The 24,434-nt window shown below is 66.2% G+C and carries 27 protein-coding genes; 11 read left to right on the top strand and 16 right to left on the bottom strand.

The genetic code is table 11. The features are described from left to right. Positions 1-517: 517 nt before the first annotated feature. The 10 genes from EUB48_RS20570 to hpaR are packed head-to-tail and all read right to left on the bottom strand — an operon-like array spanning position 518 to position 8,614. Complete coding sequence (locus EUB48_RS20570) at positions 518-1,510, bottom strand: 2-dehydropantoate 2-reductase (protein ID WP_142820914.1); 993 nt, start codon at positions 1,508-1,510, stop codon at positions 518-520. Between the two features lie 38 nt (positions 1,511-1,548). Then, entirely contained in the window at positions 1,549-2,316 is a 768-nt protein-coding gene (locus tag EUB48_RS20565; RefSeq protein WP_142820913.1) for a class II aldolase/adducin family protein, read from the bottom strand. Between the two features lie 21 nt (positions 2,317-2,337). Continuing rightward, a complete protein-coding gene (hpaI, locus tag EUB48_RS20560) occupies positions 2,338-3,144 on the bottom strand; it encodes a 4-hydroxy-2-oxoheptanedioate aldolase (RefSeq protein WP_142820912.1) in 807 nt (268 codons plus the stop codon). A gap of 18 nt (positions 3,145-3,162) precedes the next feature. Further along, positions 3,163-3,966 (bottom strand): 2-oxo-hept-4-ene-1,7-dioate hydratase, encoded by an 804-nt coding sequence (gene hpaH / locus EUB48_RS20555; RefSeq protein ID WP_142820911.1) that lies wholly within the window; start codon positions 3,964-3,966, stop codon positions 3,163-3,165. A 10-nt stretch (positions 3,967-3,976) separates the two neighbouring features. Further along, positions 3,977-4,429, bottom strand: coding sequence for a 5-carboxymethyl-2-hydroxymuconate Delta-isomerase (locus EUB48_RS20550; RefSeq protein WP_142820910.1), 453 nt, complete (start codon positions 4,427-4,429; stop codon positions 3,977-3,979). A gap of 16 nt (positions 4,430-4,445) precedes the next feature. After that, a complete protein-coding gene (hpaD, locus tag EUB48_RS20545; RefSeq protein WP_168226788.1) occupies positions 4,446-5,306 on the bottom strand; it encodes a 3,4-dihydroxyphenylacetate 2,3-dioxygenase in 861 nt (286 codons plus the stop codon). 2 nt (positions 5,307-5,308) lie between these two features. Continuing rightward, positions 5,309-6,766: a 5-carboxymethyl-2-hydroxymuconate semialdehyde dehydrogenase gene (gene hpaE, locus EUB48_RS20540; RefSeq protein WP_142820908.1), complete on the bottom strand. Its 1,458-nt coding sequence runs from the start codon at positions 6,764-6,766 to the stop codon at positions 5,309-5,311. After that, positions 6,763-7,521 carry a fumarylacetoacetate hydrolase family protein gene (locus EUB48_RS20535; RefSeq protein ID WP_142820907.1) on the bottom strand — a complete coding sequence of 253 codons (759 nt, stop codon included), beginning with the start codon at positions 7,519-7,521 and terminating at the stop codon, positions 6,763-6,765. The genes hpaE and EUB48_RS20535 overlap by 4 nt, the downstream gene beginning before the upstream one ends. Beyond that, a complete protein-coding gene (locus tag EUB48_RS20530) occupies positions 7,518-8,186 on the bottom strand; it encodes a fumarylacetoacetate hydrolase family protein (protein ID WP_142820906.1) in 669 nt (222 codons plus the stop codon). Before EUB48_RS20530 ends, EUB48_RS20535 begins: the two co-directional genes overlap by 4 nt. Further along, entirely contained in the window at positions 8,183-8,614 is a 432-nt protein-coding gene (gene hpaR / locus EUB48_RS20525; RefSeq protein ID WP_142820905.1) for a homoprotocatechuate degradation operon regulator HpaR, read from the bottom strand. The genes EUB48_RS20530 and hpaR overlap by 4 nt, the downstream gene beginning before the upstream one ends. A 115-nt stretch (positions 8,615-8,729) precedes the next feature. Here hpaR and radA point away from each other — a divergent pair, with 115 nt between their 5' ends. The 6 genes from radA (at position 8,730) to EUB48_RS20495 (ending at position 13,560) form a co-directional block, all read left to right on the top strand. Next, the gene (radA, locus tag EUB48_RS20520; RefSeq protein ID WP_142820904.1) at positions 8,730-10,109 is read left to right on the top strand and encodes a DNA repair protein RadA; all 1,380 of its coding nucleotides are present in this window, start codon (positions 8,730-8,732) and stop codon (positions 10,107-10,109) included. Between the two features lie 65 nt (positions 10,110-10,174). Further along, positions 10,175-10,609 carry a glycerate kinase gene (locus EUB48_RS20515; protein ID WP_142820903.1) on the top strand — a complete coding sequence of 145 codons (435 nt, stop codon included), beginning with the start codon at positions 10,175-10,177 and terminating at the stop codon, positions 10,607-10,609. A gap of 48 nt (positions 10,610-10,657) precedes the next feature. Next, a complete protein-coding gene (locus EUB48_RS20510; RefSeq protein WP_142820902.1) occupies positions 10,658-11,596 on the top strand; it encodes a branched-chain amino acid transaminase in 939 nt (312 codons plus the stop codon). Further along, positions 11,593-11,805 carry a zinc-finger domain-containing protein gene (locus tag EUB48_RS20505; RefSeq protein ID WP_142820901.1) on the top strand — a complete coding sequence of 71 codons (213 nt, stop codon included), beginning with the start codon at positions 11,593-11,595 and terminating at the stop codon, positions 11,803-11,805. Before EUB48_RS20510 ends, EUB48_RS20505 begins: the two co-directional genes overlap by 4 nt. Next, complete coding sequence (locus EUB48_RS20500) at positions 11,802-12,713, top strand: glycosyltransferase family 2 protein (RefSeq protein WP_142820900.1); 912 nt, start codon at positions 11,802-11,804, stop codon at positions 12,711-12,713. Before EUB48_RS20505 ends, EUB48_RS20500 begins: the two co-directional genes overlap by 4 nt. A gap of 46 nt (positions 12,714-12,759) precedes the next feature. Then, a complete protein-coding gene (locus EUB48_RS20495; RefSeq protein ID WP_142820899.1) occupies positions 12,760-13,560 on the top strand; it encodes a glycosyltransferase family 2 protein in 801 nt (266 codons plus the stop codon). Here the strand turns inward: EUB48_RS20495 and EUB48_RS20490 are convergent. The 4 genes from EUB48_RS20490 to EUB48_RS20475 form a co-directional block, all read right to left on the bottom strand. Continuing rightward, positions 13,481-14,785, bottom strand: coding sequence for an O-antigen ligase family protein (locus tag EUB48_RS20490; protein WP_168226787.1), 1,305 nt, complete (start codon positions 14,783-14,785; stop codon positions 13,481-13,483). The two genes, EUB48_RS20495 and EUB48_RS20490, sit on opposite strands and share 80 nt — an antisense overlap. A 140-nt stretch (positions 14,786-14,925) precedes the next feature. Further along, a complete protein-coding gene (locus EUB48_RS20485; protein WP_142820897.1) occupies positions 14,926-15,921 on the bottom strand; it encodes an NAD(P)H-dependent flavin oxidoreductase in 996 nt (331 codons plus the stop codon). A 277-nt stretch (positions 15,922-16,198) separates the two neighbouring features. Next, positions 16,199-17,401, bottom strand: a complete 1,203-nt coding sequence (locus EUB48_RS20480; protein WP_142820896.1) for an ATP-binding protein — start codon at positions 17,399-17,401, stop codon at positions 16,199-16,201. A gap of 22 nt (positions 17,402-17,423) precedes the next feature. Then, positions 17,424-18,128 carry a response regulator transcription factor gene (locus EUB48_RS20475; RefSeq protein ID WP_142820895.1) on the bottom strand — a complete coding sequence of 235 codons (705 nt, stop codon included), beginning with the start codon at positions 18,126-18,128 and terminating at the stop codon, positions 17,424-17,426. A gap of 103 nt (positions 18,129-18,231) precedes the next feature. Here EUB48_RS20475 and EUB48_RS20470 point away from each other — a divergent pair, with 103 nt between their 5' ends. Continuing rightward, positions 18,232-19,743, top strand: coding sequence for a class I adenylate-forming enzyme family protein (locus EUB48_RS20470; RefSeq protein ID WP_142820894.1), 1,512 nt, complete (start codon positions 18,232-18,234; stop codon positions 19,741-19,743). A gap of 17 nt (positions 19,744-19,760) precedes the next feature. On the opposite strand, the gene EUB48_RS20465 is transcribed toward EUB48_RS20470, so the two are convergent. Further along, the gene (locus EUB48_RS20465; protein WP_210411666.1) at positions 19,761-21,110 is read right to left on the bottom strand and encodes an AmpG family muropeptide MFS transporter; all 1,350 of its coding nucleotides are present in this window, start codon (positions 21,108-21,110) and stop codon (positions 19,761-19,763) included. Positions 21,111-21,290: 180 nt separating this feature from the next. On the opposite strand from EUB48_RS20465, the gene EUB48_RS20460 reads away from it, so the two are divergent. Together EUB48_RS20460 and EUB48_RS20455 are read left to right on the top strand one after the other, a co-directional pair. After that, a complete protein-coding gene (locus tag EUB48_RS20460) occupies positions 21,291-21,737 on the top strand; it encodes a carboxypeptidase-like regulatory domain-containing protein (RefSeq protein WP_142820892.1) in 447 nt (148 codons plus the stop codon). Continuing rightward, positions 21,734-22,099 carry a hypothetical protein gene (locus EUB48_RS20455; RefSeq protein WP_244618277.1) on the top strand — a complete coding sequence of 122 codons (366 nt, stop codon included), beginning with the start codon at positions 21,734-21,736 and terminating at the stop codon, positions 22,097-22,099. The genes EUB48_RS20460 and EUB48_RS20455 overlap by 4 nt, the downstream gene beginning before the upstream one ends. Before the next feature lie 141 nt (positions 22,100-22,240). Here EUB48_RS20455 and EUB48_RS20450 read toward each other — a convergent pair whose 3' ends face one another. After that, positions 22,241-23,032 (bottom strand): exodeoxyribonuclease III, encoded by a 792-nt coding sequence (locus tag EUB48_RS20450; RefSeq protein ID WP_142820891.1) that lies wholly within the window; start codon positions 23,030-23,032, stop codon positions 22,241-22,243. Positions 23,033-23,042: 10 nt separating this feature from the next. Here EUB48_RS20450 and pyrE point away from each other — a divergent pair, with 10 nt between their 5' ends. After that, a complete protein-coding gene (pyrE, locus tag EUB48_RS20445) occupies positions 23,043-23,747 on the top strand; it encodes an orotate phosphoribosyltransferase (protein ID WP_142820890.1) in 705 nt (234 codons plus the stop codon). A gap of 17 nt (positions 23,748-23,764) precedes the next feature. Further along, positions 23,765-24,400 (top strand): DUF4124 domain-containing protein, encoded by a 636-nt coding sequence (locus EUB48_RS20440; protein ID WP_274595975.1) that lies wholly within the window; start codon positions 23,765-23,767, stop codon positions 24,398-24,400. The last annotated feature ends 34 nt before the right edge of the window (positions 24,401-24,434 follow it).

Raw genomic sequence — 24,434 nt, 5'->3', positions numbered from 1 at the left:
AAAAGTCACCAAAAGAAGGGGCAGCCGCAGACACGGCCCCTGCGGGGTACCTTGCGCTGCTCGGTGCAGATGGGGTCTGGCTAAACTCGCCCTGCGGGCTCAGACAACGCCAGCCCTGATCCATCTGCCCCTGCGCTGCTCAGCCGTGCCAGGACGGCGGGGAGCCGAACACCAATAATCAATACCGGGACCAGGGAATTCGATACCGAGCACAAGGCCCCACAAGGACGCGCCACGGCGCGTCCTTGTTGACTTGGGTATTTGGTTGTCTGGCTGTCCTCCCGCCGTCATGAGGAGGCGAGTAGCGCAGGGCCGGGCGGATCAGGGGCGCAGATGTTTGAGGGAAGCGAGTTTCTGCGCACCCCGCCCGGATCGAGCAACGCAGCGTACCGGCGCAGCCGGGCGACGAATCCGGCTCGCCTTTCTTTTGCTTACTTTGCTTTGGCGAAGCAAAGAAAAGTGAGGCGCCCGCCGGGGCGCAACCCGGCCAGCAGCCCTGGCAAGGGCGACACAAGGATCAATACAACCCCAGCCCCCGCGCCCGCAGCCGCGCCAGCCCCAGCAGCGCATCGGTGTACGGCGTGGCGACACCAGTGATCTGCCCCAGCTCGCGCACCACAGTAACCAGCGCATCGAGCTCCACCGCGCGGCCCGCCTCCACGTCCTGCAGCATCGAGGTCTTGAACGCTCCCAGCTTCATCGTCACCGCGTGCCGGTCTTCGGGCCGCTCGGCGATCGGCACGCCGATGCGCGCGCCGATCTCGCGCGCTTCCAGCATGACGCTGGAGATGAAGTTGCGCACCAGCTCGTCGCCCATGATCAGGTCGGTGGTGGCGCCGGTGAGCAGGCTGATCGGGTTCACCGTCATGTTGCCCCACAGCTTGTACCAGGTGTCCTTCTGGATCTGCTCGGCAATCACGGTGTCGATGCCGGCCCGCTGCAGCAGCGCGGCGAGCTGTTGCACGCGCGCGGTCACAGCGCCGGAGGGCTCACCCACGATCAGCGTGTTGCCGAAGCGGTGGTTCACAAAGCCCGGCGCGTTCAGCGAGCAGCTGGCGTGCACCACGCAGCCGACCACGTGACTGGCGGGAATGGCCTGGGCGATCTCGCCGGTGGCGTCCACCGCCTGCAGCCGCGTGCCGGCATACGCGCCGCCAAAGCCCTGCAAAAACCACCACGGCACGCCGTTCATGGCGGTCAGCACGATGGTGTCGCGGCCGATCAAGGGGCCGATCTGGCGCGCCACATCGAGCAGCGCCGGCGCCTTGACGGCGATGACCACGAGGTCCTGCACACCGAGATCAAACGGGTCGCTGCTCGCCTGCACCGGTGTGGCCGTCACGGCGTCGCCGCGCTGCACGCGCAGTCCGTGCTGCTGGAGTGCCTGCAGCGTTGCACCGCGCGCCACCACGCTGAGGCGGCAGCCGGCGCCGGCCAGGCCGGCGCCGATCCAGCCGCCGATGGCGCCGGCGCCGTAGATGCATGCTTTGGAAATTACTTTTTCAGTCATTTCGGCTCTTGGCCCTTGTGGAGTCCGCGCAATACGCTCTAGTTTTGATAGCTAGTGTCAATCCGGTCAACCTGCCGCACCAGCGCATCGAACACGTCCTGGCCGGCGCCGAACTGGGCGTCGAACTGGAACGAGTCGTGCGTGGTCTTGCGCGCCACAGCCTCGGGCACGGCGATCGCGGGCCCGAGCGCGGCCTGCGCCATCTGGATATCGCAGGCGCGCTGCAGCGTCCACAGCCGCACGAAGGCCAGCGGCAAGGTCGGGGCCCAGGCCAGCAGGCCGTGGTTGCGCAGGATCAACAAGGGCTTGTCGCCGATGTTCTTGAGCAGGCGCGGCGTCTCGTCGGCGTGGATGGTGATGCCCTCGAAGTCGTGGTAGGCCACCAGATTGTCGAGCTGCGCCGAATAAAAGTTGTTCTGCGCCAGGCCGCCCTGGGTGCAGGCCACGGCCACGCCGGAGGTGGTGTGCGTGTGCATCACGCAGTGTGCGTCGGGCAGGGCGCCGTGGATGGCGGCGTGCACGGTGAAGCCCGCGGGGTTCACCGGCCAGGGGCCGTCGTCGAGCTTGTTGCCCTTCAGGTCGATTTTGAGCAGGTTGCTTGCGGTGACCTCGCTGTAATGCAGGCCGAACGGATTGATCAAAAACTGTTTCTGGCCGCCCGTGACGCTGTCGGGCAGGCGCACCGTGATGTGGTTGTAGATCATCTCGGTCCAGCCCAGCATGGCAAAGACGCGGTAGCAGGCGGCCAGTTCGACGCGGGCGCGGCGCTCGTCGGGGTGCAGGGTGGGCTTGAGTACGGCGTTCATGACGGTTCTCCTCAAAAGGGTTCAGTAGGTCTGGCCCGCCGCGGGGGCGGATGTTCCGGTCTTGAAGCGCGCCGCCAGCGCGCTGGTGTGGCGGGCCAGCAGGTTGGTGTCCAGCCCCACGGCCACGAACGTCGCGCCGAGCGCCAGGTAGTAGCGTGCCTGGGCCTCGTCCGGCGTCAGGATGCCGGCGGCCTTGCCGGCCCGGGTGATGCGCCGGATCGCGTCTTCGATCGCTGCCTGAACCTCGGGATGGCCGGGGTTGGCCACATGGCCGAGCGAGGCCGAGAGGTCGGCCGGGCCGATGAAGATGCCGTCCACGCCCTCGGTCGCCGCGATCGCGTCCAGGTGGGTGAGCGCGGTTTGGGTCTCGGCCTGCACCAGCAGGCAGGTCTGGGCGTTGGCCTCGTGCGCGTAGGCCGGGTAGCGGCCCCAGCGCGAGGCGCGTGCGCCGCCCATGCCGCGGATGCCCTGCGGCGGGTAGCGCGTGGCGCGCACCAGCGTGGCGGCCTGCTCGGGCGTGTCGACCATGGGCACCAGCAGGGTTTGCACGCCGAGGTCCAGGTACTGCTTGATCAGCGCCTCGCCGACATGGCCGTGCCCCATCGGCACGCGCGCGATCGGGTGCGACGGATAGGCGGCGATCGCCTGCAGCTGCGCGAGGATGCTGCGCAGGTCGTTGGGTGCGTGCTCGCCATCGACCAGCAGCCAGTCGAAGCCGGCGCCCGCGCACAGCTCGGTGCTGTAAGGGTCGGCCAGGCCCAGCCACAGGCCGATCTGGGCGCGCTTGTCGGCCAGGGCCTTCTTGAAGGGATTCACAGGTGTTTGCATGGTGACTCCGGCAGGGGGTTAGGCAAAACGAAAGGCGATGGAGCCCAGTGGACCATAGTCGGCGTGAAAGGTGTCGCCCGGCAGTGCCGGCGTCGGCCGCGTGAAGGAGCCGCCGAGCACCACTTCGCCGGCGTCCAGCGACTCGCCCCAGGCGCCCAGCTTGTTGGCCAGCCAGGCCACGCCGTTGGCCGGGTGGTTCAGCACGGCGGCGGCCACACCCGACTCCTCGATCACGCCATTTTTGTAGAGCAGCGCGCTGACCCAGCGCAGGTCCAGCGCGTCGGGCTTGACCGGCCGCCCGCCGGTGATGATGCCGGCGTTGGCGGCGTTGTCGGAGATGGTGTCGAAGACCTTGCGCATCACCTTGGTGTGGCGGTCGAACTGCTCGATGCGTGCATCGATGATCTCGATCGCCGGCACCACATAGTCGGTCGCGGCCAGCACGTCGAAAATCGTCACGTTCGGGCCGCGCAGCCGCTTGCCGAGGACGAAGGCGAGTTCGACCTCGATGCGCGGCGCGATGAAGCGCGTGAACGGGATGTCGCTGCCCTCGGGAAAGAACATGTCGTCGAGCAGCGTGCCGTAGTCGGGCTCGGTGATCTGGCTGGACAGCTGCATGGCGCGCGAGGTCAGGCCGATCTTGTGCCCCTTGATCACGCGGCCCTCGGCCAGCTTGATCTCGACCCAGGCGCGCGAGACCGCGTAGCCGTCTTCGATCGTCATGCCGGGGTAGCGTTTGGAAAAATGCTCGACCTGCACGCGGGCTTTCTCGCTCTGGTGCAGTTCGGCGGCGAGCTTCTGGATCAGCGAGGCGTCAAACATGAGGTCGTTTTCATTTCTTGAACAGGGGGTGCAGGTTGCTGTGCTTGGCATCGAACACCTCGGCGCCTTCGTCGATCTGCAGCGTCACGCCCAGGTGTCGCTGCCCGAAAATCGGATCAAAATGGGCCTTGGTCCGCGCCAGCAATGCGTCGCCCACTCTCTTTTTTGTAGCATCCGAGCGGCCGCGGCCCATGCGCAGGTTCAGGTAGGCGAAGGCGTAGTCGCCCGCGTCGCCGCTGGCGCCCTGGGTGTGTGTGCCCGCGGCACGCCCCGCTGCGCCGCCGTCGGCCACCGCGTAGTGGGGTGCCGGATAGGCCAGCACGCGCGTGCCACCAGGCGGGAAGACGGGCTTGCCGTCCTCGTCCTGCTGCGCGAGCATGGTGTCGGCCAGGCTGCGGCACAGCGCCGCCATGTCGGTGTCGCGGTCGAGGTTGGCAGTGTAGAGAATGACCAGATGGGGCATGAAGGGCTCCTTGGGCTCAGGCCAGCGGTGTGACCGGGAAGATCGCATTGATCTGCCCCGTGCCCGAGCTGCCAAAGTAGGGCGTGATGATTTCCGCCGGTGCGCGGTACTGGTCCCAGCCCAGCAGGCCCAGCAGCATCGCGGTGTCGTGCATGTCGCCCTCGCCCCAGCATTTCTCGGCGTACATCGGCAGCATGGCGCAAAAGGTTTTCCAGTCGCCGGCCTTCCACAACTCGACCACACGCTGGTCCACCTGCTCCAGGAACGGGTCGTAGACCTTGTGCATGAACTCGGGCGCGCGACCGTTGTCGGCGAAGTGGTGCGACAGCGAGCCGCTCGCGAATACGGCCACCGTGCCGTCGTATTTGTCTTCGATGGCACGGCGCACGGCCAGGCCGAAGCGCCCGCTCTCGCGCAGGTCGTGCCAGTCGCACCAGGCCGAGACGCTGACCACCTTGTAGTGCTGGTCGGCATTCATGTAGCGCATCGGCACCAGCGTGCCGTATTCGAGTCCCAAAGTGGTGTCCGAATGGGCGCGGCTTTTCACGCCCATGGCGTTGGCCACATCGGCGATCAGGTGGCCCAGCGCCGGATTGCCCGGGTAGGCGTAGGGCATGTTCTTGATGAAGTGCGGCAGCTCGTTGCTGGTGTAGGTGCCTTTGAAGGAGGGCGCACAGTTGATGTGGTACTCGCTGTTCACGAGCCAATGCACGTCGAACACCACCAGGGTGTCCACGCCCAGCGCGCGACAGCGCCGGTCGATTTCCTTGTGGCCGTTGATGGCGGCGTCGCGGCAGCCGAAGTTCGGGCCGGGAAATTCCGACAGGTACATCGACGGCACGTGGGTGATTTTGGCGGCCAGTGCGAGGGTTCCCATGATCAGGCTCCCCAGTGCGGGATGTGGTGGCTCCCCAGCGATATCGCCACGTTCTTCGGCTCGCAGAACACCTCGTAGCTCCAGGTGCCGCCCTCGCGACCCGTGCCCGAGGCCTTGGTACCGCCAAACGGCTGGCGCAGGTCACGCACGTTCTGGCTGTTGACGAAGCACATGCCGGCCTCGATGCTTGCGGCCACGCGGTGCGCGCGGCCCAGGTTCTCGGTCCAGACGTAGCTGGACAGCCCGTATTGAATGTCGTTGGCTTTCGCAATCGCATCGGCCTCGTCCTTGAACGGGATCAGGCAGGCCACCGGGCCGAAGATTTCCTCCTGCGCGATGCGCATGCGGTTGTCCACATCGGCGAACACGGTGGGCAGCACATAGTTGCCTCCTTTGACGCGCTCCGGCAACTCCGGCGCGCCGAGTCCACCGCACAGCAGCGTGGCGCCTTCCCTGGACCCCAGCTCGATATAGCTGCGCACTTTCGCCAGATGGCCCTTTGAGATCATCGGGCCGACGATGGTCTTCTCATCCAGCGGGTCGCCCACGGTGATGCGCTGGGCGCGCGCCGCGAACTTCGCCGCAAAGTCGGCATAGATCGATTGCTGCACCAGGATGCGGCTGCCGGCCGTGCAGCGCTCGCCGTTGTTGGAGAAGATCATGAACACGGCGGCATCGAGCGCGCGCTCCAGGTCGGCGTCGTCGAAGATCACGAATGGCGACTTGCCGCCGAGCTCCATGCTGAACTTCTTCAGGCCGGCGGCCTGCACGATGCGGTTGCCGGTGACGGTGGAACCGGTGAACGAGATGGCGCGCACGTCGGGGTGCGTGCACAGCGGCTCGCCGGCCTCGCGGCCGGTGCCGTGCACGATGTTGAGCACGCCCGCGGGAATGCCGGCCTGCAGCGCCAGCTCGCCCAGGCGCGCGGCCGTGAGCGGCGAGAGCTCGCTCATCTTGAGCACCGCCGTGTTGCCGAAGGCCAGACAGGGCGCAACCTTCCAGGTCGCCGTCATGAACGGCACGTTCCACGGCGAGATCAGCGCACACACGCCGCTCGGGTGGAACAGCGTGTAGTTCAGGTGCGTAGCCGTCGGGTAGGTGTGGCCATCGACCCGCGTGCACATCTCGGCGAAGTAGTAGAAGTTGTCGGCCGCGCGCGGAATCAGCTGCTTGCCGGTCTGCGCAATCACCTGGCCGCAGTCGTTGGTCTCTGTCTGCGCGATCTCGGGCACATGCGCGGCGATCAGGTCGCCGAGCTTGCGCACCAGCCGGGCGCGCTCGGGCGCGGGCAGGCCGGCCCATTTCGGGAAGGCCGCCTTGGCTGCGGCCACGGCCGCGTGGACCTCGGCTTCGCCGCCTGCGGCGACTTCGGCCAGCACGTCCTGCGTGGCCGGATTCACGGTCTCGAAATAATCCTTGCCGGTGACCGGCTGGCCGTTGATCAGGTGCTCGACTCTCATGCGGGTCCTTGTTCGATGGTGTTCGTCAATGCGCCAATGCCTTCGATTTCCGTGACGATGACGTCGCCCGGGAGGCAGTCGACCACGCCATCGGGCGTGCCCGTGAGGATCAGGTCGCCGGGCTGCAGCGTCATGAAGCTGCTGAAGTACTCGATGAGAAACGGCACGTCGAAGATCATGCCCTGCGTGTTGCCCGACTGCGTGACCAGGCCGTTCACCGTGGTCTGCAGCGCCAGCGCCATCGGATTGGCGATGTCGGCCGCATCGACGCGCCACGGGCCCAGCGGCGTGCAGGCGTCGCGGTTTTTCACGCGCAGATTCGGGCGGTACCAGTTTTCCAGGTAGTCGCGGATTGCGTAGTCGTTGGCGACCGTGTAGCCCGCGATGAAGTCATAGGCGTCGTCGCGCTTCACCTTCCTGGCGGTGCGGCCGACCACCACCGTGAGCTCGCATTCGTAGTGCATGAACTGCACGCCGGCAGGGCGGCGTGTGAAGCTGCGGTTGCCCGTCAGGGTGCTCTCGCTCTTGAGAAACACCAGCGGCTCCTCGGGCGCCTTGAAGGCGAGTTCTTTCGCGTGGTCGGCGTAGTTCAGGCCCAGCGCGAAGATGGTGCGCGGGCGCGGCGTGGCGCTCAGCGGCGGCAGCCAGGTCACGGCGCCGGGCGCCACCAGGCGGCCATCGGCTAGCAGCAGCTGGCCGTCGCGTTCCGTGGCGTCGTGCGCGATGCCGTCCAGAACAATGCGTGCGTGTTTCATGCTGTTTCCTCCGCTACCAGAGTGTTGGATAGCGTGGCGAAGCCTGGCGCGCTGATGTCGATGCGATCGCCGGCCTGCGCGAGCGGGCGGCCGGCGTCGCAGCCCAGCGTCAAGACATCGCCGCGGCGCAGCGTCATGAATTCGCTCACATCGGCCAGCAGTTGTGCGGCGTTGCGCACCAGGTTGGCGAAATTCACCGACTGCGTCAGCAGCCCGTTGATGTAAACGGCCAAGGTGAAGCGCGACGGGTCGCCGGCAGCCTGCGCGGCCACCAGGGCCTGACCTACACCGAGGAAACCGTCGAGACATTTGTATTTGACCGGCGGTCGGTAGAAGCTCGTGTGCGGAATCGACAAATCGTTCATCAGCACGTAGCCCGCTACGGATTCGAGAGCGGTGTCAGCCCGTGCAGCCTGGACATCCTGCCCGATCACCATCGCAATGGTGGCGCCGACCTCGACCTGAGGCACCTTCGCAGGAACCACGATGGCAGCGCCGTGGGCGCTCCAGGTGTTCGCGGGCTTGATATACAGGATCGGTGCCTTGGGCGGCGCCTTGTAGGGCGGCTCGCTCATGTGCGGCGCCAGGGCCTGCACTTCGCCGCGAAAGTTCAGCAGCACGCCGTACACCGTGCCGGACGGCATGAAAGAGGTCGCGGTGCTCATGGCTTTTCCAGTTCAATCACGGTGTCGAGCAGCTTGTACAACTGCGCCAGTTTTTGTTTGCCCAAGGATTGCTCCATCCATGCGTAGTGCGCTTCAATGGTCGCTGATAGCTTGCCCACCAGTTTCAAGCCCTTCGTCGTGGCTTCGACCACGGTACGGCGCTGGTCTTCGGGGTCGCGCTCGCGGCGGATCAGGCCGTCGCGCTCCATGCGCGCGAGCACGCCGGTCAGGCTCGGACCGAGGATGAAGGCCTCGCGCGCGACGCGGCCGGTTTCGACCACGCCGTGCTCGCCCAGCACGCGCAGTACGCGCCACTGCTGGTCACTCAGGGCGTGCGCGCGCAGGCTGGGGCGCGTGTGCGCCATGACCGACTCGCGCGCCTGCAGCAGAAGCCGGGGCAGATTGCGGTGAACGAAGGGGGTGTTCATGAATGGAACGATTTATTTAATATATTAAATGATTTCAGAATTTCCGCAAGCGCAACCCCTGCACGGATACCGCGGGTAAACCCGCGCTGTCTGTCCGTACAGCTATATTCGGCGCATGGCCAAAGACAAAACCGTTTACACCTGCAACGAATGCGGCGGCACCACGCCCAAGTGGCTGGGCAAATGCCCGCACTGCAACGCCTGGAACACCTTGATTGAATCGGTGGCCGAGAGCGCGTTGCCGGCCAAAAACAGGTTCGCCTCGCTGGCCAAAACCGCCGAAGTCGCCACCCTGGGCGAGATCGACGCCGTTGACATGGCCCGCACGCCGACCGGTCATGAGGAGCTGGACCGGGTGCTGGGCGGCGGCATGGTCGAAGGCGGTGTGGTGCTGATTGGCGGCGACCCCGGCATCGGCAAGTCCACGCTGCTGCTGCAGGCGCTCGATTCACTGCAGCGCAGCGGGCAAAACACGCTGTACGTGACGGGCGAGGAAAGTGGCGCCCAGGTGGCGCTGCGTTCGCGCCGCCTCGGGCTCGGTCACTCGCAGGTGAAGGTGCTGGCGGAGATCCAGCTCGAGCGCATCCTCGCCACGCTGGAGGCCACGCAACCCGACATCGCAGTGATCGACTCGATTCAAACCGTGTACTCGGATCAGCTCACCTCGGCTCCCGGCTCGGTGGCACAGGTGCGCGAATGCGCGGCGCACCTGACGCGCGCGGCCAAGGCGTCAGGCGTCGCCATCGTGCTGGTGGGCCACGTCACCAAGGAAGGCGCGCTGGCCGGGCCACGCGTGCTCGAGCACATGGTGGATACGGTGCTGTATTTCGAGGGCGACACGCACAGCAGCTTTCGCCTGGTGCGCGCCATCAAGAACCGCTTTGGCGCGGTCAACGAGATCGGCGTGTTTGCCATGACCGAGAAAGGCCTCAAGGGCGTGTCCAACCCGAGCGCGATTTTTCTGTCCCAGCACAGCGAACCGGTGCCCGGCAGCTGCGTCATGGTCACGCTGGAGGGCACGCGCCCGATGCTGGTCGAAATCCAGGCGTTGGTGGACAGTGGCGGTCCGAGCCCGCGGCGCCTGTCGGTGGGGCTGGACCGCGACCGCCTGGCCATGCTGCTGGCCGTGCTGCACCGCCACGCGGGCATCGCCTGCATGGACCAGGACGTGTTTGTGAATGCCGTGGGCGGCGTGCGCATCAGCGAGCCTGCGGCCGACCTGGCGGTGATGCTCGCCATCACCTCCAGCCTGCGCGGCAAGGCGTTGCCCAAAGGTTTCATCGCGTTTGGCGAGGTCGGACTGGCGGGCGAGGTGCGCCCCGCACCGCGCGGCCAGGAGCGGCTGCGGGAAGCGGCCAAGCTGGGCTTCAGCGTGGCGGTGGTGCCCAAGGCCAACGCGCCGAAGAAGGGCGCGAAAGACTTCGAAGGGCTGACCATTCATGCGGTGGAGCGCATCGAACAGGCCATCGACGTGGCGCGCAGCCTGCAGACCTGAGCGGCCCGCCCGCGTAAGCACTTGCCACACCGTCCCGCGACCGGGAACCCTGAGAAAATGGGGCGATGAACTTTCAACGAATCCTGATTCCCGTGGCGGGTGTGGTGCTGGTCGCGGCGGCCTACCGCTTTTATGGCTGGGCCGGCGTGGCCATTGCGACGGGGGCTCTGGTCATGTGGCTGCTGCTGCACTTCAACCGCGTGATGCAGGTCCTCAAAAGAGCGGCGAACCAGCCGGTCGGCTATGTGGGCAGCGCGGTCATGCTGAACGCCAAACTCAAGCCGGGCGCCACATTGCTGCACGTGGTGGCCATGACCAGGGCGCTGGGCGCGCTACAGAGCCCCAAGGACACCCAGCCCGAGTTGTATCGCTGGACCGATGGCACGCACTCGCATGTCACCTGCGAGTTTCACAACGGCAAGCTGAAGAAATGGGATCTGGTGCGCCCGGTGCGGGATGATGAGACGCCAACGGACGCCGCTGCCGGTCCGGCCCCGTAAAATCGGGGTTTTGCACAATCTGCCCCGCACACTCCTAAGGAAACACCCATGAGCCCGCAACCTTCTTCGATGGCCGACCGCGACGGAAAAATCTGGATGGACGGCGAAATGGTCAATTGGCGCGACGCCAAGATCCACGTGCTGACCCACACACTGCACTATGGCTGCGGGGCTTTTGAAGGCGTGCGCGCTTACAACACGGTGGGTGGCACGGCCATCTTCCGGCTTGAAGAGCATACCGAGCGCCTGCTCAACAGCTGCAAAATCCTGCGCATGAAGGTTCCCTTCAGCAAGGAGGCACTCAACGAAGCGCAAAAAGCCGTGGTGCGCGAGAACAAGCTCGAGAGCTGCTACCTGCGCCCGCTCACCTGGATTGGCGACAAGAAGCTGGGTGTTTCGCCCAAGGGCAATGACATCCATGTGATGGTCGCGGCCTGGGCCTGGGGCGCCTACCTGGGCGAAGAAGGCATGACGCGCGGCATCCGCGTGAAGACCTCCAGCTACACACGCCACCACGTCAACATCACCATGACGCAAGCCAAGGCGGTGAGCAACTACACCAACTCCATCCTGGCCAACACCGAGGCCACCGATGACGGCTACGACGAAGCCCTGCTGCTCGATGCCTCGGGTTTTGTGTCTGAGGGCTCGGGCGAAAACGTCTTCATCGTCAAGGGCGGCGTGGTCTACACGCCCGACCTGTCGGCCGGTGCGCTGAACGGCATCACGCGCAACACCGTGTCCCATATCTGCAAGGACCTGGGCCTGGAGCTGGTGCAAAAACGCATCACGCGCGACGAGGTGTATATCTCTGACGAAGCCTTTTTCACCGGCACGGCGGCCGAAGTCACGCCGATCCGCGAGCTCGATCGCATCGAGATCGGCAGCGGCAGTCGTGGCCCCATCACCGAGAAAATCCAGAGCGCGTTCTTTGACATCGTCAATGGCCGCAACCCGAAGTACGCACACTGGCTGAGCAAAGTATGAGCAACAATCACGCACCGGTTGAACTGCTGGCCCAGGACCTGACCGACATGGGCGGCGTGTTCTGCCCCAACCCCAAGGCCGACATGAAGGTCTGGAACAGCCACCCCAAGGTCTATCTGGACGTGGGCCAGACCGGGTACGTCAAGTGCCCGTATTGCGGTACGGAATACCGCCTCAAGGAAGGCGAAGCCGCAGGGCCTGCTCATTGAGTGACCCGGCAGCCGCCATCCCGCAGGATCTGCAGGCGCTGCTGGCGCAGGTCACCGTGCTGGTGGTGACCTACAACAGCAGCCACTGCGTGGCAGCGCTTGCGCGGGGCTTGTGTGCGCTGCCGCACGTCATCGTGGTGGACAACGCGAGCCAGGACGACACCTGTGCGGCCGTGCAAACGCAATTGCCGGCGGCCACCTTGCTGCGCCTGCCTGGCAACCGCGGCTACGGCGTGGCCAACAATGAAGGCCTGGCCCGGGTCCGCACGCCCTATGCTCTCCTGCTCAACCCGGACTGCCTGATTACGCCGGCCGAGGTGGCGGCGCTGGTGGCCGCCGCCTGTACCTGGGACCAGGCGACGCTGATGGTGCCGCAACTGGTGGATGGCGCGGGCCGCAAGCAAGTCAACTACAGCTGGCCGCGGCACGCGTGGCGTGCGCGCACCGGCGCGGCCGACGGCCCGCTCAACGTAGGCTACGCCTGCGCCGCCGTGATGCTGATCAACCTGCCGCGGCTCAAGGCCACGCTGGCCGAGGGCGCCGGCTTCGACCCGCGCTTCTTCCTGTACTACGAAGACGAGGACCTGTGCCTGCGTGTGTTTCAGCGGCACGGGCAGATCCTTGTGCTGCCTCAGGTGGAGGTCGTGCATTTTTCGCGCGGATCGGTCAGGGGCGCGCGGCCGTGGCGCGCCGAATACTGGCGCGGCTTTCACCACGCCCAGTCGAAAATCCGGTTCGTGGACAAGCATTTTGGCGCGCAAGCGGGGCGGCAGGCGCGGCATCGGCTGATGGGCTCGGCCTGCCTCAACGTGCTGGCGCGTGCGCTGCTGCTTTCGCCCAAACACCTGGCGCGGGCCTGGGGCCGGCTGCGCGGTATCTGGCAGCTCGGTGCCGCGGCCGCCACCTGACTCTCCGCATCGCGCGCACCGCCGTGGCCCATCCTCCCAGCCTTTCATGACGGGCTCCACCACGACCACTGCCCGCCCCCGCCTGACGATCGCGGTGCTGACCAAGAACGAGGCGCAGCGGATCGAGCGCTGCCTGCGCAGCGCGGCGTTTGCCGACGAACTGATCGTGGTGGACAGCGGCAGCAGCGACGACACCGTGGCGCTGGCGCGCGCCTTGGGCGCGCAGGTGTTCGTCCATGCCGACTGGCAGGGCTTTGCCGTGCAACGCAACCACCTGCTCGCCCATGCCCATGGCGACTACATTTTCTTTCTCGATGCCGATGAGGAAATCACGCCGGCGCTGCAGCAGGAGCTGTGCGCGGCCGTGCAGTCCGGCGCGCGCGCGGTGGGGTGCATCCGCTGGCGCGTGGTGGCCTTCGGCCGGGAACTCAAACACTTCCTGTCGCAGGCGCCGGTTGAGCGGCTGTTTCCCCGCGATCTGCTGCAGCGCTTCGAGGGTGCGGTGCATGAACATGCCGTTCTCGCGGGTGAGCCCCTGCCGCGTCATACGCTGCGCACGCCGCTACTGCACTACTCGCGCGATTCCGTGCGCGCCAGTCTGGAGAAGCTGACCCAGTATGCGATGCTGGGCGCCGCCAAGCGCGCGCGGGCCGGCAAGCCGGGCGGGATCGGGGCCGGGATGGTGTATGGCGTGTCCGTCTTCATTCGCCTGTATTTCTTCAAGCTGGGCTTTCTGGGCGGCGGCGCGGGCTTTCTGTTTTGCTATTTCATCGCGCTCGAATGTTTTTTCCGCTGCGTGGCGCAGCACTATGACGGCGCCAGCCTGACGGACACGGTCGGGCGCTGAGCTTGCCGGCGCCTTGAAGCACCGGACCCGCCATCAGCAAAGCCATCATGAACAGAAAGAAATGATTTTCCCGGGCGCTGAACAGGGGCGAGTTGGTCAGGCTGTCCGCGATCAGGGCGCACGCAAGACCGAGGATCAAAAAGCGGTCCGGTGCGGCTGCAGCGCGGCCATACGAGACCAGGCGAGAGATCAGGAACAGGTAGGCCAGCAACCCCGGCAGACCGTTCTCCAGCCAGAAGAACAGGTACTGGTTGTGCGGGTGCCAGCCAAATTCAACGCATTCCACCGGATTCACAATCATCCGGCAGGACTCGTGGTCGTAAGAGCCGGTTCCCCAGCCTTGCACGGGCCGCTCCCGGATCAGTTCCAGCACCGTCTTGTAGTTGTAGAGACGATGGCCGACGGAGCTGTGAATATCGGTATTGTGGTTTTTAATTTCGACCCAGGCGGTTTGAAAACGCGCCTCCATCGTCCTGGAGCTCAGCAAGCCGGCCGCCAATACGGTGGCCAGTAGCAGCAGCGTTGCGTAGCGGCCGCGTCCGGGGATGGCGGTCAGCACAAAAGTCAGCAGACAGGCTGCCAATACGAAATAACCGGTTCGCCCCTGGGACAGATTGGTAATGCTGAGCACGGCCAACCCCGCCAGCGCGAGCCACAGCCCCCGCCAGCGATTCTTTTGAGAAGCGATGCACAGCGTGAGGCACAACACGGCAAAGAAAGACATCATCACGTTTTGGGTGATGTAGTCGCCCACGACGGTATGGTCGACGCCCCAGCCCAGCGCCTGCGCAGGATTGGCCCTCAAGCTGATCCAGGGCAGGCGAATCCAGATGCTCGCGTAGACCGACGCCAGAATGAAGAGCATGGCCGCGGCAAACGCGCCCAGACAATACCGGCGCCAGCGTGCCTGATCCAGCAGGGACAAGAAAACCAGGGCGATCAGGAGCTTGCTGTATTTCAGCGTGTGCAGGCGGATGTGCGCCATGTCACCTGTGGAGTACAGCGTGCCCAGCAGGATCAGGCCGAACAGCAGCAACGCGGGCAGCACCATGGGGTTGTGGCGGATGGCTTGCCAGCGCTGCCGGTAGTGGCCTGCGGCCAGCCAGCACAGCACCACCACGGCGCTTAGGGTGTTGGCGAGACCCAGGGCCACGGGGAAGCTCAAAAAAACGCCGACCAAGGCCCATTTCGCCGCAATGTCAAAGCGTTCCTGAAGGCGTGTCATCGTGGCAGGTTCAAGCGGCATGTCGTGCCAACTCCCGGTTCAAAAGCAGCCTGGATTATCAGTGCGCTATTGAGCCCCTCATGCACCGCCGCCTCGCCCCGGCAAGGAAAGCTTGTAAGTAGATATTGCCCGAATGTCGCTCAACGCCACAACGCCGCCGCATCACGCGCCATGCGCCGCAAGACGTCTTCGGCCGAAGGGCAATCGTTGATCAACCCAACCGCCTCCCCGACGGTGGCGTGCGCCGCCGAAAAATCCCCCGCCTTGACTGCCGCATCGTAGCGGGCGCGGGCGGCTGCCGGATCGGCGCGCAGCGCCTCCACGCGGTCCTCCCACTGCCGGTGCAGGTCGTTGCGGATGGCGCGAAAGTCGTAGGGCGCGGGCCAGTTCTTGCGCCGCAGGATGTCGAACACGGCGCTTCGGGCAGTGCCGTCGCCGTTGGCTCGCACCGCCTGATCTTTGGCGCCCTGTGCGGCCAGGCACTCGCGTGTCGCCCACAGGCGCGAGCCGACCAGGGCACCATCGGCGCCCAGCACCAGCGCGGCGGCCAGCGTGCGCCCATCCGCAATGCCGCCCGCGGCCAGCAGCAGGGTGTCGGGGGCGTGGGCGGCGAGCCAGTCCGCGAGTTCGGGCACGAACGTCATGGTGGCCCGGCCATTGAGCGAATTCATGCCGTGGCCGCCGGCCTCGGCACCCTGCGCGACGATGACCCGCGCACCGGCCTCGATCGCCTGCGGGACCTGCTCCATGCGCTGCACCTGGCACATCAGCGTGGTGCCGGCGGCCGCAATACGCGCCCCGTAGGGCCGCGGATCGCCGAAGGACAGCATCAGGGCGCGTGGTTTGTCGCCGGCCGGCCGGTCCAGTACCCAGTCCAGCGCCGAGGCGTCTTCGTCCAGCTTCCAGGTGATGAAGCCGCAACCGATGCGGGACCGGTTTGGCGCCGTTTCGGCCGCCTGCAGCGCCAGCGTGTACTCGCGCTGCGTCCAGGCCAGGTCGCCGTAGCCGCCGCCGACCAGGCCCAGCGCGCCTGCGCGGGCGCAAGCAGCCGCCAGGGCGCCGCCACAGGCCAGCGCCATGGGCGCGAGTGCAACAGGTACGGAGAGATCGAAAAGGGTGGTCAGGCGGGTTTTCATGGCGCTATTGTGAACTTGGGTGCGCGGGGGCGTCATCGGGTCAAAAAAAAGCCACCTCGCGGTGGCTTGAAAAAGTCCTTGGAAGGACGTCGTTGGGATTCTCTACGTATGTCCAACTCTTGCGAGTTTCGAGCCCTTGTTCCTGTGACAGCAGTCCAGTAACTTTACGTAATTTCCTGCATTTGGACATCCCATGTTTGCGGGATAAGCGACGGTACAGGCCAGGTTCACCCTCTATTGTTGTGACTTTCCACACAGTTTCGCGAGAGTGTCGCTGTTACATGTTCGAAGATGGCAAGTCCACCACGAAGGTGGCGCCGCCGCCCGGGCGATCCTCGCAGCGCACCGTGCCGCGATGGCGCTGCGCAATTGACTTCACCAGCGCCAGGCCCAAGCCGACGCCGCCCTCGCGCTCGCTGGCGCCCGGCAGGCGGTAGAACGGCTCGAAAATGCGCTCGCGCAGGTTGACCGGCACACCGGGCCCGCGGTCACTGACGCGCAGCACCGCACGCTGGCCCTCGCGCTGCACGCTCACGGTGATGGCGCCGGTGCCATAGCGGCGCGCGTTTTCGAGCAGGTTGCGGATGGCGCGGCGCAGCAGCTTGGGAACGCCGTCCACGGTCACGGCCCTCGCGCCGCTCTCGGTGTCGTGGCCGGTGTCGAGCTCCAGGCCGACCCGCGCGCACTCTTCGGCCGCCAGTCCGGTCAGGTCTATCTGTTCGACGGTGCCGATGTCGGCTTCCTGGGCATCGAGCCGGCTGGCCAGCAGGATTTCGTCGATCAGCTGGTCCAGCTCGCCGATATTGCGCGAAATCTCGTCCTTGAAAGCCGCTGACGGTGTGCTGCCCATCAGCTCCAGTCCCATGCGAATGCGGGTCAGCGGCGAGCGCAGTTCGTGTGAGGCATTCGCCAGCAGCGACTTGTGCGATTTCACCAGTGTCTCGACGCGCTCGGCCGCGTGGTTGAAGCGTGCGGCCAGGTCCGCTACCTCGTCATGGCCCTGCACCGGCACGCGCACCGAAAGGTCGCCTTCGCCCCAGCGCTGCACACCGCGCTGCAGCGACTCGAGCCGCTGCGTGAGCCGGCGCACGATGGGGTACACACCCAGCGCCACCGCCAGTCCGACCAGCGCCAACAGCCACGCAAAACCAAAGGGAGAGCGCGTCCACGCGGGCGGCGGCCCCGCAGGCCGGCGCCCGCGTGGCGGCATTTGCAACGCCAGGGTCTGGCCATTGTCCAGCGTGACGATGAACTCCAGGCCCTGCCCCGGTACGCGGTTCACTTCGGCCTCGGCCGAGCCGATCAACACGCCTGCAGCATTGCGCACCATGACTTCGCGCGGCTCGCGCGGCGCCCTGTAGTGCTCCTCCGAGACCTGCCAGGCCCAGCCCACCACCAGCGTCAGCACCGCCACGCCGCCCACCACGGCGAGCCAGATGCGCAGATACAGGCGGCGTGAGAGGGCGTTGAAGAGGGGCAAGCGGATCGCTCCCGGTGCTCGATCAGTCCTGCTGCTTGGCAAACACGTAGCCGACGCCGCGCACCGTCAGGATGCGCCGGGGGTTTTTCGCGTCCACCTCGATCGCCGCGCGGATGCGCCCCATGTGCACGTCGATCGAGCGGTCGAACGCCTCCAGCTCGCGCCCGCGCACGGCCTCCATGATCTGGTCGCGGCTGAGCACGCGACCGGCGCGCTCGGCCAGCGCCACCAGCAGGTCGAACTGGTACGACGTCAGGTCGCTGGGCAGGCCGCTCACCGTGACGCTGCGCGCATCGCGATCGATCTCCAGCGAGCCGAAACGGATGACCTTGGCTGTGGGTTGCGCGCCGTCGATGCGCCGGCGCAGGATGGCGCGGATGCGCGCCAGCAGCTCGCGCGGCTCGAACGGCTTGGGCAGGTAGTCGTCGGCGCCCAGCTCGAGCCCGATGATGCGGTCCATCGGGTCGCCCTTGGCCGTCAGCATCAGCACCGGCACCTGCGCCACGTCGCCCGGCAAAGCGCGAATGCGCCGGCAGACCTCCAGGCCATCGATGTCGGGCAGCATCAGGTCGAGAATCACCAGATCGGGCGCGAGCTCCTGCAGCCGCGTCAGGCCGCCGAGCCCATCGCCCGCGTGTGACACCTCGAAGCCCGATTGGCCCAGGTACTCGCGCACCATGCTGGCCAGCCGGGCGTCGTCTTCAATCATCAACAGTTGTGAACTCATGAGTGGCAGTTTAATCTTCACCCGGGCCGGAGGGCGCCAAGTGTTCTGGCCATCGTGCGGGCACTCAATCACGGCGCGTTGAAGCGGCGGTAAAGTAAAGTAAATGCAAACCACTTCCGTTCTGGACGACATCCTGGCCCGCCACGCGCGCGAGCGCCCGCACGCGCTGGCCCTTCGCGCCATCGGGCCCGATTCCCGGCACGACTTCAGCTATGAAGATTTGGCGCACCGCACCGGGCATGCGGCGGCCCGGCTCTGGCACGCGTGGGGCGTGCGCCCCGGCGACCGCGTGGCGTACCTGGGCCTGAACCAGGCCGACCAGATCGTGCTGCTGTTCGCGCTGGCACGCCTGGGCGCCATCCTGGTGCCGCTCAACTACCGACTGGCGCCGCCCGAGTGGTCCGCCGTGCTGGCCGACTGCACCCCGCGCTGCCTGGTGCATGACGCCACCTGGGCCGCGGCCGCCACCACGCTGGCGCTGCAGCATGGCCTGCCAGCCCATGCGCTGCAGACGCTGGCCGCCCCCGGCGCGTTGCCGGCCGCGCCCGTGCACGCCGACCCCGCGGCGCCGGCCCTGCTGGTCTATACCTCGGGCACCACGGGACAGCCCAGGGGCGCGCTGCACACGCAGGAAAATTTGATGGCAAATATGGCTGCAGCCATTGATGTGCAAGCGCTGACAGCTGCAGATTTGATAGCAACTATGCTACCGCTGTTCCATGTGGGCGGCCTGTGCATCCAGACCCTGCCGGCGCTGTGCGCGGGCGCTGCCGTGATCCTGCACGCCCGCTTCGATGCCGGCGCTACGCTGGCGTCTTTTGCGCAGGACCGGCCCACCTTGACCCTGCAGGTGCCCGCGACGATGAAGGCGCTGGTCGAGCACCCCGACTGGGTCACCACCGACCTGTCGTGCCTGCGCGCCGTCTGGGCCGGCTCGAGCACGCTGCCCGAGGCGCTGATCGCCGCCTTCCACGCGCGCGGCGTGCCCGTGTGCAACGTGTACGGCGCGACCGAGACCGGGCCGTTCTCCATCGCACTGGCACCAAAGCAGGCCTTCAGCCATGTGGGTTCGTGCGGCTGGCCCGCGCCCGGGGTCGAAGTGCGCCTCGCGCGGCCAACCGCACATGCCGATGTGGGCGAGGTGCTGCTGCGTGCGCCCAACGTGGTCGCGCACTACTGGCCGCAGCAGCGCGCACTGGACGATGGCGGCTGGTTCCACAGCGGCGACCTGGCGCGCCAGGCGCCGGACGGCAGCTACACCATCGTCGGCCGCGCCAGGGACCTGATCATTTCGGGCGGGGAAAACATCTACCCCGCCGAGATCGAGCAGTTGCTGGCCGGCCACCCGCTGGTGGCCGAGTGCGCGGTGCTGGGGCAGCCCGACGCGCAGTGGGGCGAAATTGCTGTGGCCGTGATTGTTTTGCGGCCGCAGCCCTTGCCGGACGTGAACAATGGGCTATCAAACTGGGAGCAAACCCTGCGCGACTTCCTGCACGCCCGCATTGCCCGCTACAAGCAGCCGCGCCGCTGGCTGGCGCTGCCGGCCCTGCCCAAGACCGCACTGGGCAAGGTGCAAAAACAATTGCTGATGAAGCAGTTGCTATCGAATATATAGCGCACCGTGCAGACACATCAAGGGCCAGGCACCATTTTGACTCTTGAAGCGAGCCACACCAGCAGCAGCACCGGCACGCCCAGCATCGCGGTCATCGTGAAAAACTGCGGGTAGCCAAAGGCATCCACATAGCGCCCCGAATAGCCCGCCAAAAACTTGGGTAGCAGCAGCATCATGGAGCTGAACAGCGCGTACTGCGTGGCCGAGTAGTTCACGTTCGTGAGCGATGACAGGTAGGCGATGAAGGCCGCCGAGGCGATGCCGCTGGACAGGTTGTCGGCCGAGATCACCGCGATCAGCGCCGTCAGGTCGTGCCCGCGCGAGCCGAGCCACGCAAACAGCAGGTTGCTGGCAGCGCTCAAAATCGCGCCCAGCATCAGCACGCGCATCACGCCCCAGCGCACCGACATGGCGCCGCCCACGAAGGCGCCCGCCAAGGTCATGATCACGCCGAAGATCTTGGTGACCGCCGCCACCTCGTCCTTGGTGTAGCCCATGTCCACGTAGAACGGGTTCGCCATGATGCCCATCACCACGTCGCTGATGCGGTAGATGGCGATCAGGGCCAGGATCAGCGCGGCCTGCCAGCGGTAGCGCCGCACGAAGTCGGCAAACGGCTCCACCAGTGCGCTGCGCAGCCACTCGGCGGCGTTCCTGGCGGGCGGCAGCACGCGCGGCAGCGGCTCGGGCGAGAACAGCACAGTGAGCATGCCCAGCGCCATCGACGCGGCCATCACCAGGTAAGCCGTGTGCCAGGCGCCCTGCTGGTAGCCCACCGTGCCTGCCACTTCCGCGCGCGCCGCCACCCACAGTACGCCGGCGCCGGCCCAGATCATGGCCAGCCGGTAGCCGGTCTGGTAGGTGGCGGCCAGCGCGGCCTGGCGCTCCATGCTGGCCGACTCGATGCGAAAGGCGTCCAGCGCAATGTCCTGCGTGGCCGAGCCGAACGCCACCATCAGCGCGCACCACACCACCGGCTCCAGCCCCGCCCGCGGGTCGTTCAGCGACATGCCCACCAGGCCCGCCATCACCACGCCTTGGGCCAGCAGCAGCCAGCTGCGCCGGCGGCCCAGCCAGCGCGTGAGCAGCGGGATCGGCAGGCGGTCCACCAGCGGCGCCCAGACCCATTTGAAACCGTAGGCCAGCCCGACCCAGCTCAGGTAGCCGATGGTGGTGCGGTCGATGCCCGCCTCGCGCAGCCAGAAGCTCAGCGTGCCCAGCACCAGCAGCAACGGCAGGCCCGCGGAGAACCCGAGCAGCAGCATGCGCAGCGTGGGGGCCTCGCGGTAAACCTTGAGCGTGTCGATCCAGGAGGGTTTGGCGGCGGTGGCGGGCGCTGCGCTGGCGCGGGTCAAGTTGGAACTCATGCGGCGAATAATACGCGGCCGTTTGCCGGGCACGCCCCCACCCTTAAGTCTCATTTAAGCCGCGGGCGTCATTCTTTGAAAACCGGCTGCGCAAAAGCGCAGGCCAGGCGATGACGTCCCGGTGATCGCAGGTGGCCGGGTCCATTTTTCCGCCTGCACAGTCTTTCAAGGAGAAATGAAATGAAAGCAAGCATTCGCCAAGCCGCGGCGGTGGCCGCGTTGGGGGCGGCCCTGTTCGGCATGGCATCGGCCCAGGCCGGCGTCGTTCCCCCCATGCAAAAGATCGACGGGATCGAGATCATGAGTGGCGGCATCGGCGACGGCGAGGCCGCCGCGATTCAGTCCGAGGCGCGGCACTGGCCGCTGACGCTCGAGTTCGCGATCAAAAACAAGGCCAGATCCAACTACGCGGCCGACGTCAACGTCATCGTACGCGATGCCAAGGGCCATACCGTGCTGCAGACCACCTCGGACGGGCCCTTCCTGCTGGCCCGGCTGAACCCCGGCCAGTACACGGTCCAGGCGAGCCTGGATGGGAAGACGCTGCAGCAAAAGGTCATGGTCGGCCATCAACCGGCCCGGCGCCTGTTTTTGTGGCCCGCGGGAACGGATGAGTCGGCTTCGTGACGCCACCGCCGGCGCCTGACCACGAGGAAGTCCCGCACGCGCCACACCCGCAGCGCCTGCTGCGCTCCCCGCTGGGCGGGCTCTCCACGCACATCCTGCCCACCTCGGCGACGATGGTGGGTGTGTGCATGACCGTGCTCTCCATCGGCCATCTCGGCCACGGCGGCGATGCGCGCATGGTGATCGACAAGTTGCTGGCCTGCGACGCCGTGGTGTTCCTGGCCAGCGCACTGCTCTCGTTCATGTCGATTCGCAGCGGCCATGCGAACGGGCGGCTGGAGAGCCGCGCCGAGGTGGTGTTCATTGCTGGCCTGGGGGTGCTGGCCGTAGTGGCCGTGGCGCTGGCATTTGCGATTACGTGAGAGTACCTGGCTGTGAAGTTCCCATCAGATGGTCGCCGTTGTCGGCCGGGGTCCTGCACCTCGGGTTGCCCAACCGCCGAAGACGCTGTCGACCTCTTCATGATCTGCCGGACCGGCGCGCACTATTGACTTTCTAGGGCATCAAAGGGCAAATTCATAATCAACTGTTAAGGGAGCATGGTCCGAAAACTTTTCGGCCTTGTAGATGGATTCACGCCGCGCATGGGCCGCCATGGCCGGCGTCGCCAGGTGGTAGTCGAGTCGCCACCCCACGTTGTTCGCATAGGCCTGGCCGCGATTGCTCCACCACGTGTAGGCGGTGTCGGTGGCGGTGGGCTGGAGCTGGCGGTACACGTCGACCAGCTTGGCTTCATCAAGGAGTTTCGTCATCCAGGCGCGCTCTTCGGGCAGGAAGCCGCTGTTCTTCTGGTTGCTGCGCCAGTTCTTCAGGTCCATTTCCTTGTGCGCGATGTTCACGTCGCCGCACAAGATGAACTCGCGCTTTTTCTTGAGCGCCACCAGATGCGGATAGAACTCGGCCAGGAAGCGGAACTTGGCCTGCTGGCGCTCCTCGCTCGAGGAGCCGCTGGGAAAGTAGGCGCTGATGATGGAGAGCTGACGCTTGGGCGTATCGAAGCGCAGCTCCACGTATCGACCCTCGGTGTCGAATTCAGGCGAGCCGTAGCCGATTACCACCTCGCTCGGCTCATGTCGGCTGTACACCGCCACGCCCGAGTAGCCCTTTTTTTCGGCGAAGTGGAAGTGGCCCTTGAGGCCGGCCAGCGCCTCGAAGCGGCCTTCGATGTCGGCGGCCTGGGCCTTGACCTCCTGCACGCAAATACAATCGGGCTGATGCCGGGTCAGCCACGCTTCCACCCCCTTGGTGCTGGCGGAACGGATGCCGTTGAGATTGAGGCTGGTGAGTTTGAACAAGGATTTCCCCATGGTGGTTGCAAGCGCGCGAACAGCTGAGCAGCAGGCCGAACATGACCGGCTGGCTCAGGAGTTCGTGCAGTTTTCTGTCGATTCCGGTGTGCTGCGCTTTGGCGAGTTCAAAACCAAGGCGGGCCGCCTGAGCCCCTACTTCTTCAACGCCGGCCTGTTCGACGACGGCGCCAAGCTGGGCCGGCTCGCGCAATTCTATGCAAAAGCCCTGCTCGCCAGCGGCATCGGGTTCGACATGATTTTCGGCCCGGCCTACAAGGGCATCCCGCTCGGCGCCGCGGTGGCCATCGAGCTGGCGCGGCTCGGGCGCAACGTGCCCTTTGCCTACAACCGCAAGGAGGCGAAGGACCACGGCGAGGGCGGCACGCTGGTCGGTGCGCCGCTCAAGGGCCGGGTGCTGATCGTCGATGACGTGATGTCGGCCGGCACCGCGGTGCGTGAGTCGATCGCCATCATCCGCGCCGCCGGGGCCACGCCGCATGCCGTGGCGATTGCGCTGGACCGGCAGGAGAAGGCGACCGAGGGCGGGCTGGATGTGAACCACAGTGCCGTGCAATATGTGCGCGATCAGCTCGGCCTGCAGGTTTGTGCGATTGCGACGCTAGCGGATTTATTGCAGTATCTGTCCCACAGCGGCCGCGAGGGGGCGGGCGCGCACCACGAACAGGTGCTGGCTTACCGGCGGCGCTACGGCGTAGATTGAATCGAAGGATAAATGTGCTGAATTTGACTCGGGGAGCGCTCGCGGCGCTGCTGCTGTTGGCCGGCTCCATGGGATCTGCTGCAGCGCAAGGCATCTACACCTGCACCGACGCCAAGGGGCGCGTGCTGAACGCCGACCGGCCGATTGCCGACTGCATCGACCGCACGCAAAAAGAGCTCAATCCCAGCGGCACGGTGCGCCGCACGGTGGGTCCGTCGCTCACGGCGCAGGAGCGCGCGGCCCAGGAGGCGCAGCAAAAGCTCATGCAGGAAGAGCAGGCGCGCCAGCGCGAAGAAAAGCGCCGCGACCGGGCACTACTGGTGCGCTATCCCAACAAGGCGGTGCACGACCAGGAGCGGGCGCAAGCGCTGAGCCAGGTCGACGACGTGATCCGCGCCGCGCAAAAGCGCGTGGGCGAACTGCAGGCCGAGCGCCAGAGCATCGATGCCGAATTCGAGTTCTACAAAAAGAACCCGACCAGGGTGCCGTCTTCGCTGCAGCGCCAAGCGGACGACAACGCGCGCAGCACCGCGGTGCAAAGCCGCTTCATCGCCGAGCAGGATGCCGAGAAAAAACGCATCAACGCGCGTTTCGACGACGAACTCGTCAAGCTCAAGCAGTTGTGGACGCCGCAGGTCCCGGCCCCGCGTTGAGGGGAGCGAGCCGCTGGCGAACAGTGGATTCCCG

Origin of the sequence: Rhodoferax sediminis (assembly GCF_006970865.1) — a bacterium.
In the GTDB taxonomy this organism is placed as follows: domain Bacteria; phylum Pseudomonadota; class Gammaproteobacteria; order Burkholderiales; family Burkholderiaceae_C; genus Rhodoferax_A; species Rhodoferax_A sediminis.
The sequence above is the reverse complement of the archived record's forward strand: the minus strand, read 5'-3'. Positions and strand labels throughout refer to the sequence as shown.

Bases quoted from the DNA above. Each gene is read 5' to 3' on its own strand.
- EUB48_RS20570 (WP_142820914.1), bottom strand. From the start codon at position 1,510: ATGACTGAAAAAGTAATTTCCAAAGCATGCATCTACGGCGCCGGCGCC.
- EUB48_RS20565 (WP_142820913.1), bottom strand. From the start codon at position 2,316: ATGAACGCCGTACTCAAGCCCACCCTGCACCCCGACGAGCGCCGCGCC.
- hpaI (WP_142820912.1), bottom strand. From the start codon at position 3,144: ATGCAAACACCTGTGAATCCCTTCAAGAAGGCCCTGGCCGACAAGCGC.
- hpaH (WP_142820911.1), bottom strand. From the start codon at position 3,966: ATGTTTGACGCCTCGCTGATCCAGAAGCTCGCCGCCGAACTGCACCAG.
- EUB48_RS20550 (WP_142820910.1), bottom strand. From the start codon at position 4,429: ATGCCCCATCTGGTCATTCTCTACACTGCCAACCTCGACCGCGACACC.
- hpaD (WP_168226788.1), bottom strand. From the start codon at position 5,306: ATGGGAACCCTCGCACTGGCCGCCAAAATCACCCACGTGCCGTCGATG.
- hpaE (WP_142820908.1), bottom strand. From the start codon at position 6,766: ATGAGAGTCGAGCACCTGATCAACGGCCAGCCGGTCACCGGCAAGGAT.
- EUB48_RS20535 (WP_142820907.1), bottom strand. From the start codon at position 7,521: ATGAAACACGCACGCATTGTTCTGGACGGCATCGCGCACGACGCCACG.
- EUB48_RS20530 (WP_142820906.1), bottom strand. From the start codon at position 8,186: ATGAGCACCGCGACCTCTTTCATGCCGTCCGGCACGGTGTACGGCGTG.
- hpaR (WP_142820905.1), bottom strand. From the start codon at position 8,614: ATGAACACCCCCTTCGTTCACCGCAATCTGCCCCGGCTTCTGCTGCAG.
- radA (WP_142820904.1), top strand. From the start codon at position 8,730: ATGGCCAAAGACAAAACCGTTTACACCTGCAACGAATGCGGCGGCACC.
- EUB48_RS20515 (WP_142820903.1), top strand. From the start codon at position 10,175: ATGAACTTTCAACGAATCCTGATTCCCGTGGCGGGTGTGGTGCTGGTC.
- EUB48_RS20510 (WP_142820902.1), top strand. From the start codon at position 10,658: ATGAGCCCGCAACCTTCTTCGATGGCCGACCGCGACGGAAAAATCTGG.
- EUB48_RS20505 (WP_142820901.1), top strand. From the start codon at position 11,593: ATGAGCAACAATCACGCACCGGTTGAACTGCTGGCCCAGGACCTGACC.
- EUB48_RS20495 (WP_142820899.1), top strand. From the start codon at position 12,760: ATGACGGGCTCCACCACGACCACTGCCCGCCCCCGCCTGACGATCGCG.
- EUB48_RS20490 (WP_168226787.1), bottom strand. From the start codon at position 14,785: ATGACACGCCTTCAGGAACGCTTTGACATTGCGGCGAAATGGGCCTTG.
- EUB48_RS20485 (WP_142820897.1), bottom strand. From the start codon at position 15,921: ATGAAAACCCGCCTGACCACCCTTTTCGATCTCTCCGTACCTGTTGCA.
- EUB48_RS20475 (WP_142820895.1), bottom strand. From the start codon at position 18,128: ATGAGTTCACAACTGTTGATGATTGAAGACGACGCCCGGCTGGCCAGC.
- EUB48_RS20470 (WP_142820894.1), top strand. From the start codon at position 18,232: ATGCAAACCACTTCCGTTCTGGACGACATCCTGGCCCGCCACGCGCGC.
- EUB48_RS20465 (WP_210411666.1), bottom strand. From the start codon at position 21,110: ATGAGTTCCAACTTGACCCGCGCCAGCGCAGCGCCCGCCACCGCCGCC.
- EUB48_RS20460 (WP_142820892.1), top strand. From the start codon at position 21,291: ATGAAAGCAAGCATTCGCCAAGCCGCGGCGGTGGCCGCGTTGGGGGCG.
- pyrE (WP_142820890.1), top strand. From the start codon at position 23,043: ATGGTGGTTGCAAGCGCGCGAACAGCTGAGCAGCAGGCCGAACATGAC.